We start from the raw sequence: 18,908 nt of genomic DNA on the forward strand, positions 1-18,908 counted from the left end.
TCGAGGAGCGCATGCGCAGGACTTTTTAGCGTCACCTGGGCGTAACGCTGCGGGATTGCCGGAAGCGGTTCGCAGCGCCAGACATCGACCCGGCTCCCGCATACTTTGGCCCATGACGCTCTCCACTTACCTCCTGTATGTCGCAGCGGTCGCGCTGCTCATCGCAACCCCCGGCCCCACCATGCTCATGTGCATGACCAACGCGCTGAACCATGGCACGCGGCGCGCGATGACTTCCGTGGCAGGGTCGGTGACAGCCGTGCTGATGGTCATGCTGCTCTCGGCAGCCGGCTTGGGCGCGCTGCTGGCCGCATCGGAAACCGCCTTCACGACGGCCAAGCTCATCGGCGCGGCCTATCTCGTCTGGCTCGGCATCAAGACCTTCCGGAGCGACGCGTCGGTGCTGAGCGTCGACAAGGGCGCGGCCAGCGTGCCGCGCCGGTCGTTCTACCTGCAGGGCTTGCTGGTCGGCGCGAGCAACCCCAAGGCCGTGCTGTTCTTCGCGGCGTTTTTCCCGCAATTTTTGAACCCGTCTGCGCCGATGGCGCCGCAGTTCGCGATCCTCGCGCTGACCTTCATGGTCTTGGAGTTCACGGTGCTCACGACCTGTGCGCTCAGCGTGTCGCGCTTGGCCCCACTGCTGCGCCGGAGCGGGCCGCTACGCTGGGCCAATCGCGTGTGTGGTGGATTGTTCACCTTGATGGGCGGGCTGCTGCTGTTGACGCGGCGGACTGCTTGATTCAAGACTGATCCAGCTGAAGCGCCTTCGCGACCGCACGGGTCGCGTGTATCAGGCCATCCACCAGGCGCTCATCGACTTCGAGCAGCCCTTCGTATTCGCCGAGGTTGCGCGTGTTGTGGCATTTGTCGAGCACCCGCCACACCTCGGGTCCCAAGCCGAGCGTATGCGGCAGCACCTGGAACACGACGTAGCGATTGCCCGAGCGATAGCCCTTGCGGCGCAGTGCGGCCAGGCAAAGCGCGTGGGCGGCGTTGTAGGCAAGGTCGAATCGGCTTTCGAGTGACAAACTCGTGTTCCCTGCATCATTCAACCGGGCCAGGCCGCTGCGAAGCAAACCGGAGATCTCAGCAGCATCAGGCGCTTCGGCTCGCAGCGCCTTGCCGGGACCGCACAGGTTGCCGAGCGGATCAGTCATTCAGCACCTCGTCGTTGCCGATCAACCAGATCTTTGGCTGGTCGAGCACACGCACGACAAACGCGTTGTCTTGCGCGCTGCGTTGAGCCAGATCGCCAGGGGTGTAGAGCGTGGGATTCACCGTGCGTCCGAGCGTGACGGTGGCCGGCTCCAGGGCGCCGAACAGCTCGCCGTAGCCTAGGCTCGCGCTCACCACCAACACGTCGATGTCGCTCTGCGCAGTGTCCTGTTGGCTCGCCACCGAGCCGAATACAAACGCCACCTGGATTTGCGACGCCAGCGGCAGCAAGGCGGCACGCAACACGTCGGTCACACCAGAGGTTTTGACCACCAGCCCGCGCAATTCGGCGAACACCGGCGCATCGGCATTGGCCTGGTAGTGCTTCTGATTGCCCAGGCGCGACACGGTGAGCAACCCGGCTCCTGCCAGCCCTGCCAGTTCGCGTTGAACGGCGCCGCTACCGGATTGCGCGAGGGTAATCACCTCGTTGGCGTAGAAACTGCGCGTCGGATTGCCGAACAGCACACCCAGGACGCGCTGCCGCACCTTGGGGAACAAGGCGTCCGCGAGGCTTGCAGAAGGTGATACCCGAGTGATCGTACCCATAATGGGTTGTATTATGCCCAAATTGGGTATTCGTTGGCGGACGGGTTCCTGCTGGTGGCGCGGCAAACTTATACCGGCTTGGCCTCAGCCCGTAGCAGATCGCGGAACTGGACGGGCAAGTCGCGCGGCGTCACCAGATCCACGCGCACGCACACCGCTCACACCAGCCGCGACCCCCCATCGATGTGCAGCGTCTCCCCATTCATCCCACCGTTGGTCATCAGAAACACCACGGCGGCGCCGGCTTCTGCGGCGGTGACGAGGCGATGCAGGGGCAGCTTTTCCTTCAGGCCGGACACGAACGCGTCGAGCCCATCGCCGAACGCCCGGCCGAGCAGGGGCGTGTCCGTGATGCCGGGCGACAAGGTGTTGACCCGCGTCGGCGCCAGTTCCAGCGCCAGCCCGCGCGCCAGCGCCTCCATCGCGGCGGACGCTGCGCCCAGCACTGCGGTGCCGTAGGCGTTCGGGCGGTCCGACAGCGCGCCGGAGATGAAGGTGATCGACCCGTTCTTCGACAGCCGGTCGCCCAGCGCGCGGATCGTATGCACTGCCGCCCAGATGCGCTCGTCGAACGCCCTGCGCAGGTAGTCGACCTCGGCCTCCCGCACCTTGCCCGCCACGAAGCTGCCGGCCAGCAGCACCAAGTGGTCGACCTGCGCGATGTCGACCAGCGCGGTGGTGATGGTTTCGCTGCGCGTGACATCAGCTGCGCGCCAGCCGTCCAGGCCGTTGGCCGTGGCTGCCTGCTGCGCGCGCTCGGCTTTCGAGCCGATGACGATGACCTTGGCGCCCGCTGCCTTGGCCTGGATGGCAGCCGCCAATCCGATGCCGGACGTGCCGCCGAACAGCACGACCGTCTGCCCCTGGAGCGCGCCGGAAGACGATTCGGAAAGTGGGTTGCTGGTGAGATCAGAGATGGTGGGAGGGCTGGTGGTCATTGTGAATTCCTGTGGTCGGCACCCGGTTGGTGTCGGTGTCTGGAGAGACTAAGGATTCACCAAACAGTTGATAACCAGGCTATAAGTTGATTTACTCATGCCATGAAGGAACAAATAAATCTCGACCGGCTCACCGGACTCATTGCATTCGCAAGCACGGCCTCGCTCGGCAGCTTCACCGCAGCGGCCCGTGCGCTGTCGGTGTCGCCATCGGCCGTGAGCAAGAGCGTTCAGCGGCTGGAAACCAGCCTCGGGTTAACGCTATTCACCCGCACCACGCGCGCGCTCACGTTCACTTCCGAGGGGCGCGATATGCACGAGCGGGCGCTTCGCCTGCTACAAGCCGTCGAAGAGATCGAGCAGGCGGCGGTGGCAGCGCGCGGCGAGCCGTCCGGCACCATCAAGGTCACTGCGCCGCTGCCGATCGGCGTCAACCTGCTGGCGCCTGCGTTGCCGCGATTTCGCGAGCGCTATCCCAAGCTGTCGGTCGACTTGCGATTGGGCGATCGCGTCACCGACCTGATCGAGGAGGGCATCGACGTGGCCGTCCGCGTCGGGCACGTGGTGGACAGCCGCCTCATCTCGCGTCGACTCGCTCCGCATCGGCTGTGCGCCTTCGCCTCGCCGGCGTATCTGGCCAAGCACGGCACCCCGCAACATCCCGAAGACCTGGCGGCGCACGAGTGCGTGAACTTCCGCTATCAAAGCTCGGGGCAGACATTGCGCTGGCCGTTTCATGTTGGCAAACGCGTGCTGGAAATATTGCCCGACGCTGGGATCGTGGTTGACGTCAGTGATGCTGTTGCGGCGATCCTTGCTGCGGGCGGCGGTGTCGGCATCTCGCCCACGTATATCGCTGCGCCCTATGTCGGGCGCGGTGAACTGGTGCCGGTGCTCACGCAGTTCATATTGAGCGACAAGTTCGATATCACCGCGCTCTGGCCAGAAAGTCGGCGGGGAAATCCGAATGTGATGGCGTTTGTGGGATTTCTGGAAGAGGTGTTCCCGAAACCTGCGCCTTGGGATGTTTTGATTCAGGGGAAATGAGGTTTTCGACGTTAGGAGGTCGATGGCAGCGACGCCACCAGCGTGCCGCGCCGGTCGTTCTACCTGCAGGGCTTGCTGGTCGGCGCGAGCAACCCCAAGGCCGTGCTGTTCTTCGCGGCGTTTTTCCCGCAATTTTTGAACCTGTCTGCGCCGATGGCGCCGCAGTTCGCGATCCTCGCGCTGACCTTCATGGTCTTGGAGTTCACGGTGCTCACGACCTGTGCGCTCAGCGTGTCGCGCTTGGCCCCACTGCTGCGCCGGAGCGGGCCGCTGCGCTGGGCCAATCGCGTGTGTGGTGGGTTGTTCACCTTGATGGGCGGGCTGCTGCTGTTGACGCGGCGGACTGCTTGATTCAAGTCTCGGCGGCGCACGCGCGGACTTGTAAGCGAAATCATTCTGTGGCGCGCATGACGCGTGCGCGAGAGGCAACTAAAACAGCATCGGCCGTCGAACCGCTTATGCCGCTGCGGCGGCACCAGGTGGCCGTATCCGGTTATCGTCGTCTGAGCGCGGCACGCCGCTCAGAAGTGCTCGACCCAAGGACGCACCTCGATCTCCCAGGACCAGACGCTGCGCGGTTGCGCAAGCAGGTGCACGTAGGTGGCAGCAATCGCGTCGGGGTCGAGGAGCGAGTCTTGGCCGTTGTTCGGTACACCGACGGGACGGATTGCGCCGTCGACGACGACATGAGCGATGTGGATGCCCTGTGGCGCCAGCTCCCGCGCCATGCTCTGCGCGAGGCCACGCAACGCAAACTTGCCCATCGCGAACGCGGCCGATTGCGCGAACCCCTTGATCCCAGCAGAAGCACCGGTGAATAACACCGCCCCGTGTCGATCCGGCAACATCCGGCGCACGGCTTGCTGGGCGACGCGAAAGGCGGCGATCGCTGTGACGTCGACCGCGCGCGCGACCGCTTCGGCATCGACGTCGACGAACGATCCCCGAACGCGCTGGCTCGCGTTGTAAACGACGACGTCGGGCGCGCCACCAAGCGCCAGTTCGGCCGCATCGAACAGCGCGTCGACGGCGGCTCCGTCACTTGCATCGGCCACGATCGGCGCTGCGCCGGTCTCGGAGGCAATCGCTTCGAGTGGCTCGCGTCGGCGCGCTGCGACCGCGACGCGCATTCCGCACTCGCCTGCAAAGGCTCGCGCCAGGCTGGCGCCGAGACCGGGACCGGCGCCAACGATCAGTGCGCGCCGGTACGGCAAAACGGTCACGCCGCCCCTTCCGTGGCGAGGCGAGCGTTCTGCGGAAACATCGCCTGTTTGGCGCCTTCGTCCATTTCGGCCTTGTAGGCGTGCTTGGCCTTCAATGCCTCGGCGCGCTGCGCTGCTGGACGCGCGTTGACTTCATCGAGAAGGCGCTTCACGTTGGGGAGCTCCTGCCACGCTTCGGCGCCGAGCACGAACGGCACGGCGCGCGCCCAGCCCCATACGGCCATGTCCACCACCGTGTAGCGGTCGCCGAGCATCCAGTGACGATCAGCGAGACGCGCGTCCACGATCTTCCAATGACGCCACGCCTCGAAATCGTAGCGGTTCAACGCGTAGACTTTGGGCTCGGGTGCGAAGTGCTTGAAGTGCACGGCCTGTCCCGAGTAGGGACCGATGCCGGTGGCCACGAACATCAGCCACGAGAGCATTTCCGCGCGCGCAGCCGGCGTGTTCTCGGGAAGAAACTGGCCGGTCTTTTCGGCGAGGTAGAGAAGAATGGCGTTGCTGTCGAAGACAACCGCATCCCCGTCGACAAGCGCCGGAGTCTTGGCGTTCGGGTTGATCGCGGTAAAAGCCGGCAGGTGCTGGTCGCCCTTGCGAGTGTCAACAGGCACAAGTTCGTACTCGAGACCGGCTTCCTCAAGGAACAGCGCTACTTTGGCGGGGTTCGGCGAGGGGTGATAGTAGAGTTTCATCATGGTGGCGCTTTGTGGAAAGGGAATCGATTGTGGAGCGGCTCACGCTTTTGCGCTTTGGAGCTCGTCCTGAATTTGAGTTCGAGGCATAGTTTGACGACAGGGATCAGACCGCGCGTGCAACCATGCATCGTGCACCTGACCTGCAACTCGCTGGACTACGCCAGCTGGAAGGACGCAGTCTCACGTGGCCAGCAGGGCCGGGGTGCCTCCAGCGGCCTGACAGGGGCCTGAAGGCATTAGAGAATTACCCGAGAGCGAATCAATCCAACCCGCCTCGAACACAAAAATCCTGACACCTCCACCGCAGGACGAACTATCTAGCCCACCCGTCCCGCATCCCCGCAGCCCGATTGAAAACGCGCCCACCCTCAGCCGCCGCCTTCGCATCCACCACGAAGTACCCGTGCCGCTCGAACTGAAACCCCGCCCCGCCTTCCGCAGCCCCGGCCAATGAAGGCTCGACGAATGCAGCGGCAGTCACCAAACTGTTCTTGTTCAGTTCGTCCATCAACTCCCCGCTCCCCGGCTTCTCTGCCGCGAACAGCCGCTCATACAAACGCACCTCCGCTGGCAGCGCGTCTGCCACTGCCACCCATGTGATGTTGCCCTTCACCTTCACCGCATCGGCGCCCGGCGTGCCGCTCTTGGTGTCGGGCACCAGCAGCGCTTGCACTTCGAGCAACTTGCCGCTCGCATCGCGCGTGCCGCCGACGCATTCGATCGTGTGGCCGTATTTCAGCCGCACCTTGTTGCCGGGGAACAGGCGGAAGAAGCCTTTGGGCTGGACGTCTTCGTAGTCCGTGCGTTCGATCCACACCTCGCGGCCGATCTTGAAGTGGCGCAGGCCGTCGTCGGGCTTGTGCGGGTTGTTGGGCGCGGTGCAGTCGTCCAGAACGCTTTCATCTTTGGTCGGGCCGCCCATCAATTCGCCCCAATTGGTGATGACCAACTTGACCGGATCCAGCACCGCCATGGCGCGCGAAGCGATGGGGTCGAGCGTGTCGCGCAGGGCGGCCTCCAGGCTCGCGTAGTCGATCCAGCCGCCGGACTTGGTCACGCCGCTTCGTTCGCAGAATAGGCGCAGCGCTTCGGGCGTGTAGCCGCGGCGGCGCAGGCCGGCGAGCGTAGGCATGCGCGGGTCGTCCCAACCGTCGACGTGGCCTTCTTCGACCAGTTGGCGCAGCTTGCGTTTGCTGGTGATGACGTGGGTGACGTTGAGGCGCGCGAATTCGTATTGGCGCGGGTGCGGGCTGGCGATGAGCCCGCCTTCGGCGAGGCGGTCGAGCAGCCAGTCGTAGAACGGACGCTGGTCTTCGAATTCCAATGTGCAGATGGAATGGGTGATCTGCTCCAGCGCGTCTTCGATGGGATGCGCGAAGGTGTACATCGGGTAGATGCACCATTTGTCGCCGGTGTTGTGGTGCGTGGCGCGACGAATGCGGTACAGCGCGGGGTCGCGCATGTTGATGTTCGGGCTCGCCATGTCGATCTTGGCGCGCAGGATGGCCGCGCCGTCGTCGAGCTTGCCGTCGCGCATCTCGCGAAAGCGCGCAAGGTTCTCCGCGGGCGTGCGAGTGCGAAACGGGCTGTCGGTGCCGGGCGTGTTGAAGTCGCCTCGGCTTGCGCGCATTTGATCGGGCGTTTGCTCGTCGACGTAGGCGAATCCGGCTTCGATCAGGTACTCGGCTGCCCGGTACATGAAGTCGAAGTAGTTACTGGCAAAGTACTCGTGCGGCTGCATCGTGCCGGGCGCGCCGGCTGCATTCGATAAGCCCGGCCCCGCCTGTCCGTCGGCCAACAAGGTTTCATAGCCGAGCCATTCGACCGCATTACGGATCGAGTCGACATACTCCTGCTCTTCTTTTTCAGGGTTGGTGTCGTCGAAGCGCAGGTGGCACACGCCGCCGTATTCCTTCGCCATCTCGAAGTTGAGCCAGATGCTCTTGGCGTGGCCCAGATGCAGGTAGCCGTTGGGCTCGGGTGGGAAGCGCATGCGCACTTTGGCCGGGTCATGCATGCCCGCCATGTGATGGGCGGCGTCGCCAGGCGATCCACCCCACTGGCGTTGTGCATAGGTGCCGTTTTCGAGGTCGTTCTCGATCACGTGGCGCAGGAAATTACTGGGTGCGACGGGAGCGGTTGCAGCCGTTTTTGTAGGCGCTTTTGCGGGCGCCGACGACGGTTTTTTGCCACCGTCTTCAGGGGTCGGAGGAGTCATCTCGGCATTTTAAAGGGGGGTATGCGCAAGAAACACTTGGCAACATTCTTCACATGATCGAGTACACCGGCTTTGCACGAGGCGCGTTGAATACACTTCTCGGCCGTTCATCTTGAATGTGTCCATCAACAGGAGTCCACCATGAACCTCAACCGTTCTACCTTCTTCAAGTTCGCTGCTGCTGCGGCTGTCGCAGCGGGCGCACTGTTCGCAGGCTCCGCGGCAAATGCTGGCGTTTCGGTTGGCATCAACCTGCCGGGTCTGGCGATTGGCGTTGCTCCCGGGTACTACGCGCCGGCACCGATGTATGCAGCCCCCGCGCCGGTCTACTACAACGCGCCGCCGCGGTATTACGAGCCAGCGCCGGTCTATTACCGTCCGGCACCGGTTTATTACAACGCGCCCCCGGTGTACTACGGCCCGGCGCCGGGCTACTACCGCGGTCATGGCCATGGTCACGGCCACGGTTACTACCGCGGTTATTGATCCAAGGCTGATTCACACCAAAGCCGACTTTCGAAAGAGGGTCGGCTTTTTTGTTGCTCGAATGGAGCCGAGCAGGCCGAACGGTCGGCCCCGCACGGGCTTACATCGCGCGAAACAGGTGGGCGTAGAGGCGGCTGACCGCGATGTTCTCCGGCCGACCGCGCAACAGCAGATGCAGCTTGCCGGCTTCGTCGCGGTGCACCGAGTCGACGGCATCGCTGCGCACGACGACCGCCCGATGCACCTGCCAGAACATGTTGGCATCGAGTTGCGGCATCAACTGCTTCAGCGGCGTGCGGATCAGATATTCGTGCGCCGCAGTGAGCACGCGAACGTATTTGTCGGCCGCCTCGAAGTACAGCACTTCGTCCATCGGCACCATGCGAACGGTGGCGCCACCCGCGTCGCTCGCGGCGATGAATTTGAGCGGGGCGACGGCCGATGGGGCAGTCGATCCTGCGAACGCGCCCTGTAACGTGCCCGGCAGCGTACTGGGTGAGAGCAACCCCGCCGGCCCGGCAGCGCTGGCGCCTGCGGCAGCGAGCAACTGACGCCATTGCGCCAAGGTCTGTTCGAGTGCGGCAGTTTGCTGCGGCGCGACGGATTCGGCCGGGCTATGCGTTGCCGTCGACATCGCCACCGCCTGCTTCAGTCGCGCTACCGTCTTGCGCAGCCGATCGCCCTGAACCGGCTTCAACACGTAGTCGATGGCCTGCGCCTCGAACGCGCGTGTCGCGTACTCGTCGTAGGCCGTGACGAACACGAGCTGCGGCATCGGTACTTCGTCGGTCGGCCACGTGTCCGCCAGTTCAGCCGCGGCGCCGAGGCCGTCGAGGCCGGGCATGCGGATGTCGAAGAACAGGATTTTTGGCAGCAAGCGAAGCGCTTCTTTCACGGCGCTGCGGCCGTCGCCGACGATGGCGACCACGTCGAGCTCGGGCCATGCGGCGGTTAGCTCAGCGCGCAGTGCCTGGGCCAGCAGGGGTTCGTCTTCGGCGATGAGGGCTGTGGGATTCTGCATGGCTTCAACGTCCTGACGCAGTCATGTCAAACCTTCAAAGTTGTTGCGCGCCCGCGAGCTTGGCAAGCCCTTTGTCGAAAGTGCCCAGCGGCGTGTGCCCCGCCTTTCTGGCAATCTCCAGCACCAGGCAATCGGAGAAGCCCAAAGCTGGTTTGCGCTTGAAATTCTGCAAAGCTGCGGCGACCGTATCGGCATCTTGCAGGGTCAACGTTTTGTGTTCCAGCAAAATTTCAAGAGCCGCCGCGAGTTGCACAGGGGTTCGGTCGTAAACCGATTCCAGCACCCACATCGTCTCAGCCAGCACTAGCTGCGATATCCATGCGTTGCCGTCGACAAACACCTCCGCAAGCTTCACCTGCCGAGCGTCGTCTCGCACAAGGAGCCGCACGAGCACATTGGTATCAACCGCCCGCATGGCGGCGTTTCATGCGCTGGCGGATGCCTTGCTTCAAATCTTCCAGCGACTTCGCCTGGACGGGTGTGGCACCTTCAGGAAACAACGCGTCGTGAACCGCCTGGGAATCGTGGCGAGTAGCGCGCTTCACGACGATGCGGCCCTTCTCTTCGACCCATTCGAGCACGGTGCCGGGCGTCAGGCCCAAGGCGCGCCTGACCGCGGCCGGGACGGAAACCTGGCCTTGCGAGGTGAGTTTGGTATGGGCATGAATCATGCTGGGCAGACTATCACATTACCGCGGTAATAAAAAACGCAGCTTCGCAACCTGTCGCCGCTAAATCGGAAACGTCACCACCGCACGCGTACCACCGTCTGCAGCCGCAGCCATCTCGAGTCGGCCCCGCGCGCCGTACACCGTCGCGAGCCGCTCGCGCACTTGCGCGAGCCCGAAGCCGCCGCCTTCCGATGGCGGCGCCGCGCCCAGCCCAACACCGGTGTCGCGCACCTCGATGGCGATCTGCAGCTTGCCGGCGCTGGCCTTGCTTTCGCGACGTGCGCGCACGACGATCTCGCCGCCCTCTACCTGCGGCTCCAGCCCATGCCGGATGCTGTTTTCGACCAGCGGCTGCAGCAACAGCGGCGGCACCGGCACGTCGCGTAAATCGTCGGGCAGCTCCAGCGTGTAGCGAAGGCGCGGGCCCATGCGAATCGACATCAGCTCCAGATAATCGCGCAGCCGGTCGAACTCGGCCGACAGCGGATGGGCCACCGAACGCGAGCCGCTCAAGGTCACCCGCAGATAGCCGTTGAGGTGGTCGAGCATCTGCACCGCACGCGGCGGGTCGAGCGTGATGAGCACGCGCAAATTGGCCAGCGTGTTGAAGAGCATGTGCGGCTCGAGCTGCGTTTCGAGCAGCTTTAGCTTGGCCTCGCTCGCATCGCGCTCTGCAGCGTTTCTCTCTGCGATCAACGCTGCCGCCTTGCCGCGCGTGAAGAAGTAGAAGGTGCCGACGGCACCCGCGACCAGCGTGATGACGAGGCTGATGCGGCTGTCTTGTGCAGACGGCACGACGCCGTCGCCAAGCAACAGGTTGCCCAGCGGCTCTCCAATAAAGAAGCCGCAGGCAACGCCGACCGCCGCCAGCAGCGCGCCGCGCCAGCCTTTGGGCCAGCCGTGCCCTCCTGCGCTGTCGCGATGGCAATTGCGCTCGTCGAAAACATAGCGCCCGAAATCGATGACCGCCCAGGTGACGGTGCCGACCGCAAGCGAGTATCCGAGCTGAACCAGATAGCTCTTGCGCGGCCAGATCGCGGTGGTCAGCACGGCGATGACGCTGCAAAACGCCACCACCTGGAGATAGTGGCGCAGGAGGTCGCGCCATTGAATGTTCATGGCGGCAGATTCTGGACGAAGAAGGCCCAGACTCACCACAGGTCGCCGCGCGGCGTGCCCGACAGCCGGGCGCGTTCTTTATCGACCATGCGTTCCATCAAGGCGCCGCCGTGCGGCAAGGCCCAGACCGAGACGCCATGCATGGCCAGTCCCACACCCCACCCGAGCAGCGGATAGAGCGCCCAAAAACGACCGGTGAGGAGCGACAGCGTGATGAGCCCGAGGTTGACGATGGTGAAGATCGTCGCGTGGGCGAACCAGCCCATCTTGGCCTTGGCGCGGCGTCGTGCGAGCTGGTCGATGCGGCCGGCCGCGGTGGCTCGGGTGGCGTCGTTGAAGTGGGCGGCAGCAGACATGGTGTGTCTCCTCGATCTGAGTGGGTGGATGGCTGAATGGGTGAAGGGGCAGTGGGCTGGATTCGACAGATCAGGCGGCGCTGGCCACTCCGCGGTCGGTGCGGATCGCCAGCTTCCACAAGCGGGCGGCGCGGCCGACGAAGATGCCGGTGAAGGTGCCATACACCGCGCTGATACCGACCGCCACAGGCGTCTGATGGGCCAGCTCCGGGTGCATCGACAGGCTGACGCCGACGACGTACTTGGTGAAGAAGATGCCCATCATGAGCATCAGCGGAACGGCGCTGCCGGCCACGTCGAACGCACGGGCCTCGGCGTTGTAGCGGGTGTTGGCGTGCAGCGGCTGGCGGATCGATACGGCGAGCAGCACTGCTGCTGCGGCGGCCCAGGCGAGCAGCGCAGCCGGGCCAGCTGTGTTCGATGCGCCGAAGGCCGACGCCACGCCGTAGACCGCGAGGCCCGTCATGGCGACCGGCATGACCGTGACCTTGACGAGGCTCACGCGGCCCGACATCAGCTGCTTGCAGCCGAGCCAGACCAGCAGCACGAAGAGGCCGAAAACCCAACGTGGGGTGTGAGTGACGATTTGCAGCAGCATGGTTTTCTCCAGAAAAAACGATGGGGTGACTCTCGTCATTCGTCGCCCCCACGGCGAGCGGTATGCGACAGAACGCAAAAGAGCGGCGCCGGATGCAAAAGAGCGGCGCAAAGCGCGCGGATGGAACGAAGTGGCTGACACGCCGCATGGGCTTTACCGAACCTTTACGGCAAGTCAAGGCGGGGCGATACCATCCTGCGCTGTACTCCGGGTGCCTCCTCTGAGCCCATTCACGCTGACCGAATCCCGATGGATCCACACACTCCCCCCGAGCCTCTTCCCGCCTCCGTGTCGCCCACCCATCCGCCGGTCCGTCGCCGTCGCTGGGTGGGTGCCGTGCTCGCGATTCTTTTGCTGGTGGCTTTGGGCGGTGGCGCCTGGTACCTGGTCCAGCGCTCGAAGGAGCCGGCAGCCGGTGCGCCGGGTGCGGGCGGGCGCGGTCCAGGTGGCCCCGGTGGACCGGGCGGTGCCGGCGCGAGAGGTCCGGGCGGCCCAGGCGGCGCAGGGGCGCAAAACACGGTCGGTTTCGCGGTTGCGCGCCAGGCTGACATTCCGATCCAGCTCGACGCGCTCGGCACCGTGCAGCCGCTGGCCAACGTCACGGTGCAGCCGCAGGTCGCGGGCGTGCTGACCGCGGTGCTCTTCAAGGAGGGCCAGATGGTCAAGAAGGGCGACGTGCTCGCCACCATCGATCCGGCGCCGTTCCAGATCGCGCTGTCGCAGGCGGCTGGCGCCAGGCAGCGCGATGAAGCCCAGTTGTCGGCAGCAAAAGTCACGTTGGAGCGATACCGCACGCTGCTCGGGCAGGACTCGATCGCACGGCAAGACGTCGACACGCAGGCCGCATTGGTCAAGCAGCTCGAAGGCACCGTCACCATCGACCGCGCCAACGAAAGCACCGCCAAGCTCAACCTGAACTACGCGCGCATCGTCGCGCCGGTGAGCGGCCGGGTCGGTTTGCGACCGGTGGATGCCGGTAATTACGTATCGACCGGCAGCACGGCCGGGGTCGCGGTCATTACGCAACTGTCGCCCATCGACGTGGCGTTTTCGGTGCCGCAGGACTGCGTGCCAGAGATCCAGCAACGGCTCGCGGCTGGCGCGCAATTGCCGGCCACTGCGCTCGACCGCACCCGCATCAAGCAACTCGCGACAGGCATGTTCTCGACGCTCGACAACTCGGTCGATACGAACACCGGCACGGTCAAGTCGAAGGCGCGCTTTGCCAATGCCGACTCGGCCTTGTTCCCTAACCAGTTCGTCAACGTGCGGCTGCTGATGCGCACCATCAGCGCCGCCGTCGTCGTGCCGGTGACGGCGCTGCGGCATGGGCCGAATGGCGACTACGTCTACGTCATCAACGAAGACAAGACGGTGAGCCAGCGTCCGGTGACGCGCGGCGAATCGAGCGTCGACAACGTGGCGATCATGTCGGGCCTGAAGTCCGGCGAAGAGGTCGTGACCGAAGGCGGCGACCGGTTGAAGGACGGCGCGCGCGTACAGACCACGGTCGATCGGCCGGCGGGTGCGGCATCGGGGGCCGCCAGTGGCCGGCGGCAAGGCACTTCGGCCGCTCCTGTTGCACCACCCGCCGGTTCGACGGCCACTCCGATGGCCTCCGGCGGCACGACCGCCACCACTGCCATCAAGCCGCCCACCGCCGAGGAACGCCAGCGCCTGCTCGATGCGGTCAAGGACAACCCCGAACAGCTCGAGCGTCGCAAGCGCCTGCTCGAAGCCATCGACCGCGGCGAGCCGGCCGCGCTCGAACGCTGGCAGCGCCTGTCGGAACGCCGGCCGGCGCAATGAGTCCGTCGCGCCCGTTCATCCTGCGGCCGGTAGCGACCTCGCTGCTGATGGTGGCCATCGTGCTGGCCGGGTTGGTGTCGTTCCGCTTCCTGCCGTTGTCGGCGTTGCCGCAGGTCGACTACCCGACCATCCAGGTGCAGACGCTGTACCCCGGCGGCAGCCCGGAGGTGATGAGCAACACGGTCACCGCGCCGCTCGAACGGCAGTTCGGCCAGATGGCGGGGCTCGACCGCATGAGTTCGACCAGCGCCGCGGGCGTGTCGATCATCACGCTGCAATTTTCGCTCGGGCAAACGCTCGATGTGGCGGAGCAAGAGGTGCAAGCCGCCATCAACGCCGGCGGCTCGCTGCTGCCGGCCGACCTGCCGGCACCGCCGGTGTACGCCAAGGTGAATCCCGCCGATGCGCCCGTGCTGACGCTCGCCATCACATCGGAAACGTTGCCGCTGACCGAGGTGCAGAACCTCGTCAACACGCGACTCGCGCAGAAGATCAGTCAGGTTTCGGGCGTCGGTCTGGTGTCGCTCAGCGGCGGACAACGTCCTGCCGTTCGCATCCAGGCCAACACGCAGGCGCTGGCGGCCAACGGCATCGGGCTCGATACGCTGCGCACCGCCATCAGCGCGGCCAATTCGAACGGTGCCAAGGGCAGCTTCGACGGGCCCAAGCGCGCCTACACGATCAATTCGAACGACCAGTTGCTGACCGTCGACGACTACAAGAACCTGATCGTCACGTACAAGAACGGCGCGCCGATTCGCATGATCGACGTGGCCCAAGTGGTCAGCGGCGCCGAGAACACGCAGCTCAGCGCTTGGGCCGGCACCAACGGGAAATTGCACCCAGCCATCATCCTGAATGTGCAGCGTCAGCCGGGTGCCAACGTCATCGCCACGGTCGACGCCATCAAGAAGCAGTTGCCCGATCTGCAGGCTGGCTTGCCGAGCGGCCTGAAGATCGAAGTGCTGAGCGATCGCACCTCGGGCATTCGCGGATCGGTCCAGCACGTCGAGATGGAACTCGTCCTGGCCGTCGTGCTGGTGGTGCTGGTCATCTTCGCGTTCCTCGGCAGCCTGCGCGCCACCGTCATCGCCAGCATCGCGGTGCCTATCTCGCTCATCGGCACCTTCGGGCTGATGTACCTGCTTGGCTACAGCCTGAACAACCTGAGCCTGATGGCGTTGACCATCGCGACCGGCTTCGTGGTCGACGACGCCATCGTGATGATCGAGAACATCTCGCGCTACATCGAAGAGGGCGAGCGGCCGTTGCAAGCGGCCTTCAAGGGCGCAGCGCAGATCGGCTTCACGATCATTTCGCTGACGGTGTCGCTCATCGCCGTGCTGATTCCGCTGCTCTTCATGGGTGATGTGGTGGGGCGGCTTTTCCGCGAGTTCGCAGTCACGCTGGCGATCACGATCCTGATCTCCGCCGTGGTATCGCTCACGCTGGTGCCGATGATGTCGGCGCGCTGGCTCAAGCCGCACAAGGCGGAACCGAGCAACCCGAACACCCCGAGCAAGACGGGGTTCGCTGCGCGCCTTCAAAACTTCTTCTCCGGCGTGATGGTCCGCTACGACCGTTCGCTGCACTGGGTGTTCGCGCACCAGGCGCTGACGCTCGTGGTCGCGCTGCTCACGATGGTCATCACGGTGGCGCTGTACCTGAGCATTCCCAAAGGCCTCTTTCCGACGCAGGACACGGGGCAGTTGCAGGGCCGCATCCAGGCGTCGCAAGACGTGTCGTTCGATCGCATGTCGCAACTGCAGCAAGCCGCTGCCAAGGCGATTCTCGAAGATCCGGATGTCGAAAGCCTGAGTTCGTTCGTCGGTGTCGATGCGGCCAACAACACGATGCTCAATAACGGCAGCATGCTCATCAACCTGCGCGCCAGCCATGGCAAACAGCAGGCGCTGATGGACCGGTTGCGCGACCGGGCGCAGGCCGTCGCCGGCGTCACGCTGTACCTGCAGCCGACGCAGGACCTGACCATCGATGCCGAGACCGGGCCGACCGAATTTCGCGCGTCGCTCGAAGGTGTCGACAGCGCCATCATCACGCAGTGGATGACCCGGCTGGTGGACCGGCTGCAGACGGTCAAGCAGGTACGCAACGTCAGCAGCGATGCCGGCGCGCAGGGCCTGGCCGCTTTCGTCAACGTGAACCGCGACACCGCCGCGCGGCTGTCCATTACCGCAAGTTCGGTCGACGATGCGCTCTACAGCGCCTTCGGCCAGCGCATCGTCTCGACCATCTTCACCGAGACCAACCAGTACCGCGTGATCCTTGAATCGCAGCCCGGCCTGGTGAACACGCCGCAAAAGCTCGGCGACCTGAACCTCATCGCCGGCTCGGGCGTAGCGACACCTTTGTCGGCGATCGCCAGCATCACCGAGCAGCAGGCGCCGCTGCAGATCACGCACGTGGCGCAGTACCCGGCCAGCACGCTCAACTTCGACACCGCGCCGGGTGTGTCGCTCGGCGCCTCGGTCGATGCGATTCGCGCCGCAGCCAAGGAGATTGGCCTGCCGGCCAGCGTGACCATGACCTTCCTCGGCGCGTCGGGCGCTTACGAACGCTCGCTGTCGAATCAGCTCTGGCTCATCCTGGCGGCGGTGGTGTGCGTCTACATCGTGCTGGGCGTGCTGTACGAAAGCTACGTGCATCCGCTCACGATCTTGTCGACGCTGCCATCGGCCGGTGTCGGCGCGCTGCTGGCGTTGATGATCACCGGCAACGACCTGGGCGTGATCGGCATCATCGGCATCATCCTGCTGATCGGCATCGTGAAGAAGAACGCGATCATGATGATCGACTTCGCGATCGATGCCGAGCGCACGCAGGGTAAGTCGGCGCAAGAGGCGATTCACCAGGCGGCGCTGTTGCGCTTTCGACCGATCCTGATGACGACGCTGGCGGCCTTGTTCGCTGCCGTGCCGCTGATGCTGAGCTTCGGCGAGGGCGCGGAGTTGCGCCGGCCGCTCGGCCTCGCCATCTTCGGCGGACTGATCGTCAGCCAGCTGCTCACGCTCTTCACCACGCCGGTCATCTATCTGGCGTTCGATCGGCTCGGTGGTGAAAGCCGTCGCCGCAAGCCCGAAGCCGATCTCGATGAAGACGGAGCGCCCGCGTGAACCTGTCGCGGCCGTTCGTTCGTCGACCTATCGGCACGGTGTTGCTGACCGTCGGTGTCGCGCTGGCCGGCATCGCGGCCTTCTTCGTGCTGCCGGTGTCGCCGCTGCCGCAGGTCGACTATCCGGTGATCTCGGTGCGCGCTTCCATCCCCGGCGCCAGCCCGGAGACCATGGCGACCAGCGTCGCGACGCCGCTCGAACGGCACCTGGGCACCATTGCCGGCGTCAACGAAATGACGTCGACCAGTTCGGTCGGCTCGGCGCGGGTCACGCTGCAGTTCGACCTGAGCCGCAACATCGACGGCGCCGCGCGCGAGGTGCAGGCCGCCATCAACGCCAGCCGCGTCGACTTGCCGGCCACGCTGCGCAGCAATCCGACGTACCGCAAGGCCAACCCGGCGGCATCTCCGGTCATCATCCTGGCGCTCACCTCCAAGACCAAGACGCCGGGCCAGATCTACGACGCGGTGTCGAACATCGTGAGCCAGCGGTTGTCGCAAGTCGATGGTGTGGGCGATGTCGAAATCGGCGGCGGCTCGTTGCCGGCAGTGCGCATCGAGTTGCTGCCCTTCGCGCTGAACCGCTATGGCGTGAGTACCGAAGACGTTCGCGCTGCCATTCAGGCTGCCAACGCCAATCGGCCCAAGGGGGCAGTGCAGGGCGACGGCCGCAAGCTGCAGATCTACACGCAGACACCGGCCCTTAAAGCCAGCGACTACGCACCGATGGTCGTGGCCTGGCGCAACGGCGCAGCGGTACGGCTGCAAGACGTCGCCGAAGTCAATGACGGCGTGGAAGACACCCGCACGCTCGGCCTCTTCAACGGCGAACCGGCGATCATCGTGCTCATCACGCGCCAGCCTTCGGCCAACATCATCGCGACCGTCGACAGCGTGCGAGCACTGCTGCCGGAACTGCAGGCGCAATTGCCGCCCGACGTGCAGTTGCAGGTGGCATCCGACAGCACCAATTCGATCCGCAGCTCGCTGCATGAAGTCGAGGTGACGCTGATCATCTCGGTGTTGCTGGTGGTGCTGGTCGTCAGCTTGTTCTTGCGCAGCGTGCGCGCGACCATCGTGCCCGCAGTAGCGACCGTGGTGGCGCTGTTGGGGACATTCGGCGTGATGTACCTGCTGGGCTTCAGCCTCAACAATTTCAGCCTGATGGCGCTGACAGTGGCGACCGGGTTCGTGGTCGACGATGCCATCGTGGTGCTGGAGAACACCAGCCGACACATCGATGCCGGCATGTCGCGCATGAAGGCGGCGCTGCTCGGCGCCAAAGAGGTCGGGTTCACGGTGTTGTCGATCAGCGTGTCGCTGGTGGCGGTGTTCATTCCGTTGCTGTTTATGGGCGGGCAAACCGGGCGCCTGTTTCGCGAGTTCGCGGTCACGTTGTCGGCCGCCGTGATGATCTCGCTGGTCATCTCGCTGACCACCACGCCGATGATGTGCGCGTGGCTGCTCAAGCCCGGTGGCGAGCATGCGAACGACAAGCCGCCGGGACGCGTCGGCCGCATGGCTGCCGGCAGCTACGACTGGGTGCTGCGCCGCTATGAAGCCAGCCTCGACTGGGCGCTCGACAGCAAGGCGCTGGTCATGCTCATCCTGCTGGCGGTCATCGGCCTCAACGTCTACCTGTTCAGTGCGGCACCCAAGGGGTTCTTTCCGCAGCAGGACAGCGGGCAACTCAACGGCGGCCTGCGTGCCGACCAGAGCATCTCGTCGCAAGCGATGGCGGCCAAGTTGCGGCAGGTGGTCGACATCATCCGCAAGGACGAAGCGGTCGACACCGTGATCGGCTTCACCGGTGGCGGGCGGGCCGGGGGG

Annotated in this window: 19 protein-coding genes; 7 read left to right on the forward strand and 12 right to left on the reverse strand. The window is 64.8% G+C overall.

The genetic code is table 11. The annotated features are described in order from the left end of the window. Positions 1-112: 112 nt before the first annotated feature. Complete coding sequence (locus tag QN413_RS22555; protein ID WP_323498830.1) at positions 113-739, forward strand: LysE family translocator; 627 nt, start codon at positions 113-115, stop codon at positions 737-739. A gap of 1 nt (position 740) precedes the next feature. Here the strand turns inward: QN413_RS22555 and QN413_RS22560 are convergent, their stop codons facing one another. The 3 genes from QN413_RS22560 to QN413_RS22570 form a co-directional block, all read right to left on the reverse strand. Continuing rightward, positions 741-1,157, reverse strand: coding sequence for a hypothetical protein (locus QN413_RS22560; protein ID WP_323498831.1), 417 nt, complete (start codon positions 1,155-1,157; stop codon positions 741-743). After that, complete coding sequence (locus QN413_RS22565) at positions 1,150-1,764, reverse strand: nucleotidyltransferase domain-containing protein (RefSeq protein ID WP_323498832.1); 615 nt, start codon at positions 1,762-1,764, stop codon at positions 1,150-1,152. The genes QN413_RS22560 and QN413_RS22565 overlap by 8 nt, the downstream gene beginning before the upstream one ends. A gap of 158 nt (positions 1,765-1,922) precedes the next feature. Continuing rightward, entirely contained in the window at positions 1,923-2,702 is a 780-nt protein-coding gene (locus tag QN413_RS22570; protein ID WP_323498833.1) for an SDR family oxidoreductase, read from the reverse strand. A 102-nt stretch (positions 2,703-2,804) separates the two neighbouring features. Between QN413_RS22570 and QN413_RS22575 the strand changes: the two genes are divergently transcribed. Together QN413_RS22575 and QN413_RS22580 are read left to right on the forward strand one after the other, a co-directional pair. After that, positions 2,805-3,749 carry a LysR family transcriptional regulator gene (locus QN413_RS22575; RefSeq protein WP_323498834.1) on the forward strand — a complete coding sequence of 315 codons (945 nt, stop codon included), beginning with the start codon at positions 2,805-2,807 and terminating at the stop codon, positions 3,747-3,749. Positions 3,750-3,791: 42 nt separating this feature from the next. After that, positions 3,792-4,100, forward strand: coding sequence for a LysE family translocator (locus tag QN413_RS22580; RefSeq protein ID WP_323498835.1), 309 nt, complete (start codon positions 3,792-3,794; stop codon positions 4,098-4,100). Between the two features lie 170 nt (positions 4,101-4,270). Here the strand turns inward: QN413_RS22580 and QN413_RS22585 are convergent, their stop codons facing one another. From QN413_RS22585 to glnS, 3 genes are all read right to left on the reverse strand, one after another. After that, positions 4,271-4,972: an SDR family NAD(P)-dependent oxidoreductase gene (locus QN413_RS22585; RefSeq protein ID WP_323498837.1), complete on the reverse strand. Its 702-nt coding sequence runs from the start codon at positions 4,970-4,972 to the stop codon at positions 4,271-4,273. After that, the gene (locus QN413_RS22590; protein ID WP_323498838.1) at positions 4,969-5,667 is read right to left on the reverse strand and encodes a glutathione S-transferase family protein; all 699 of its coding nucleotides are present in this window, start codon (positions 5,665-5,667) and stop codon (positions 4,969-4,971) included. The genes QN413_RS22585 and QN413_RS22590 overlap by 4 nt, the downstream gene beginning before the upstream one ends. A gap of 313 nt (positions 5,668-5,980) precedes the next feature. Next, positions 5,981-7,885 carry a glutamine--tRNA ligase gene (gene glnS / locus QN413_RS22595; protein WP_323498839.1) on the reverse strand — a complete coding sequence of 635 codons (1,905 nt, stop codon included), beginning with the start codon at positions 7,883-7,885 and terminating at the stop codon, positions 5,981-5,983. A 141-nt stretch (positions 7,886-8,026) separates the two neighbouring features. Here glnS and QN413_RS22600 point away from each other — a divergent pair, with 141 nt between their 5' ends. Then, entirely contained in the window at positions 8,027-8,371 is a 345-nt protein-coding gene (locus QN413_RS22600) for a hypothetical protein (protein ID WP_323498840.1), read from the forward strand. Positions 8,372-8,471: 100 nt separating this feature from the next. Here the strand turns inward: QN413_RS22600 and QN413_RS22605 are convergent, their stop codons facing one another. The 6 genes from QN413_RS22605 to QN413_RS22630 form a co-directional block, all read right to left on the reverse strand. After that, entirely contained in the window at positions 8,472-9,392 is a 921-nt protein-coding gene (locus QN413_RS22605; RefSeq protein WP_323498841.1) for a LytTR family DNA-binding domain-containing protein, read from the reverse strand. A gap of 34 nt (positions 9,393-9,426) precedes the next feature. Beyond that, a complete protein-coding gene (locus tag QN413_RS22610; protein WP_323498844.1) occupies positions 9,427-9,807 on the reverse strand; it encodes a type II toxin-antitoxin system VapC family toxin in 381 nt (126 codons plus the stop codon). Then, a complete protein-coding gene (locus tag QN413_RS22615) occupies positions 9,794-10,063 on the reverse strand; it encodes an AbrB/MazE/SpoVT family DNA-binding domain-containing protein (protein ID WP_323498845.1) in 270 nt (89 codons plus the stop codon). The genes QN413_RS22610 and QN413_RS22615 overlap by 14 nt, the downstream gene beginning before the upstream one ends. Positions 10,064-10,123: 60 nt before the next feature. Further along, positions 10,124-11,182: a sensor histidine kinase gene (locus tag QN413_RS22620; RefSeq protein ID WP_323498846.1), complete on the reverse strand. Its 1,059-nt coding sequence runs from the start codon at positions 11,180-11,182 to the stop codon at positions 10,124-10,126. 32 nt (positions 11,183-11,214) lie between these two features. Continuing rightward, positions 11,215-11,538, reverse strand: coding sequence for a 2TM domain-containing protein (locus QN413_RS22625; RefSeq protein WP_323498847.1), 324 nt, complete (start codon positions 11,536-11,538; stop codon positions 11,215-11,217). A gap of 70 nt (positions 11,539-11,608) precedes the next feature. Continuing rightward, positions 11,609-12,136: a DUF6622 family protein gene (locus tag QN413_RS22630; protein WP_323498848.1), complete on the reverse strand. Its 528-nt coding sequence runs from the start codon at positions 12,134-12,136 to the stop codon at positions 11,609-11,611. Positions 12,137-12,385: 249 nt separating this feature from the next. On the opposite strand from QN413_RS22630, the gene QN413_RS22635 reads away from it, so the two are divergent. From QN413_RS22635 to QN413_RS22645, 3 genes are all read left to right on the forward strand, one after another. Next, positions 12,386-13,945, forward strand: coding sequence for an efflux RND transporter periplasmic adaptor subunit (locus QN413_RS22635; protein ID WP_323498849.1), 1,560 nt, complete (start codon positions 12,386-12,388; stop codon positions 13,943-13,945). Next, positions 13,942-17,079, forward strand: coding sequence for an efflux RND transporter permease subunit (locus QN413_RS22640; RefSeq protein ID WP_323498850.1), 3,138 nt, complete (start codon positions 13,942-13,944; stop codon positions 17,077-17,079). Before QN413_RS22635 ends, QN413_RS22640 begins: the two co-directional genes overlap by 4 nt. Then, a partial coding sequence (locus QN413_RS22645; RefSeq protein ID WP_323498851.1) for an efflux RND transporter permease subunit occupies positions 17,076-18,908 on the forward strand: 1,833 nt, incomplete at its 3' end. The genes QN413_RS22640 and QN413_RS22645, both read left to right, overlap by 4 nt.

The organism is Variovorax sp. LG9.2 (assembly GCF_035018885.1).
GTDB lineage: Bacteria > Pseudomonadota > Gammaproteobacteria > Burkholderiales > Burkholderiaceae_C > Variovorax.

What these genes read in the sequence shown, in the direction of transcription:
- QN413_RS22555 (WP_323498830.1), top strand. Translation starts at nt 113, where the DNA reads ATGACGCTCTCCACTTACCTCCTGTATGTCGCAGCGGTCGCGCTGCTC.
- QN413_RS22560 (WP_323498831.1), bottom strand. Translation starts at nt 1,157, where the DNA reads ATGACTGATCCGCTCGGCAACCTGTGCGGTCCCGGCAAGGCGCTGCGA.
- QN413_RS22565 (WP_323498832.1), bottom strand. Translation starts at nt 1,764, where the DNA reads ATGGGTACGATCACTCGGGTATCACCTTCTGCAAGCCTCGCGGACGCC.
- QN413_RS22570 (WP_323498833.1), bottom strand. Translation starts at nt 2,702, where the DNA reads ATGACCACCAGCCCTCCCACCATCTCTGATCTCACCAGCAACCCACTT.
- QN413_RS22575 (WP_323498834.1), top strand. Translation starts at nt 2,805, where the DNA reads ATGAAGGAACAAATAAATCTCGACCGGCTCACCGGACTCATTGCATTC.
- QN413_RS22590 (WP_323498838.1), bottom strand. Translation starts at nt 5,667, where the DNA reads ATGATGAAACTCTACTATCACCCCTCGCCGAACCCCGCCAAAGTAGCG.
- glnS (WP_323498839.1), bottom strand. Translation starts at nt 7,885, where the DNA reads ATGACTCCTCCGACCCCTGAAGACGGTGGCAAAAAACCGTCGTCGGCG.
- QN413_RS22600 (WP_323498840.1), top strand. Translation starts at nt 8,027, where the DNA reads ATGAACCTCAACCGTTCTACCTTCTTCAAGTTCGCTGCTGCTGCGGCT.
- QN413_RS22605 (WP_323498841.1), bottom strand. Translation starts at nt 9,392, where the DNA reads ATGCAGAATCCCACAGCCCTCATCGCCGAAGACGAACCCCTGCTGGCC.
- QN413_RS22610 (WP_323498844.1), bottom strand. Translation starts at nt 9,807, where the DNA reads ATGCGGGCGGTTGATACCAATGTGCTCGTGCGGCTCCTTGTGCGAGAC.
- QN413_RS22615 (WP_323498845.1), bottom strand. Translation starts at nt 10,063, where the DNA reads ATGATTCATGCCCATACCAAACTCACCTCGCAAGGCCAGGTTTCCGTC.
- QN413_RS22620 (WP_323498846.1), bottom strand. Translation starts at nt 11,182, where the DNA reads ATGAACATTCAATGGCGCGACCTCCTGCGCCACTATCTCCAGGTGGTG.
- QN413_RS22625 (WP_323498847.1), bottom strand. Translation starts at nt 11,538, where the DNA reads ATGTCTGCTGCCGCCCACTTCAACGACGCCACCCGAGCCACCGCGGCC.
- QN413_RS22630 (WP_323498848.1), bottom strand. Translation starts at nt 12,136, where the DNA reads ATGCTGCTGCAAATCGTCACTCACACCCCACGTTGGGTTTTCGGCCTC.
- QN413_RS22635 (WP_323498849.1), top strand. Translation starts at nt 12,386, where the DNA reads ATGGATCCACACACTCCCCCCGAGCCTCTTCCCGCCTCCGTGTCGCCC.
- QN413_RS22640 (WP_323498850.1), top strand. Translation starts at nt 13,942, where the DNA reads ATGAGTCCGTCGCGCCCGTTCATCCTGCGGCCGGTAGCGACCTCGCTG.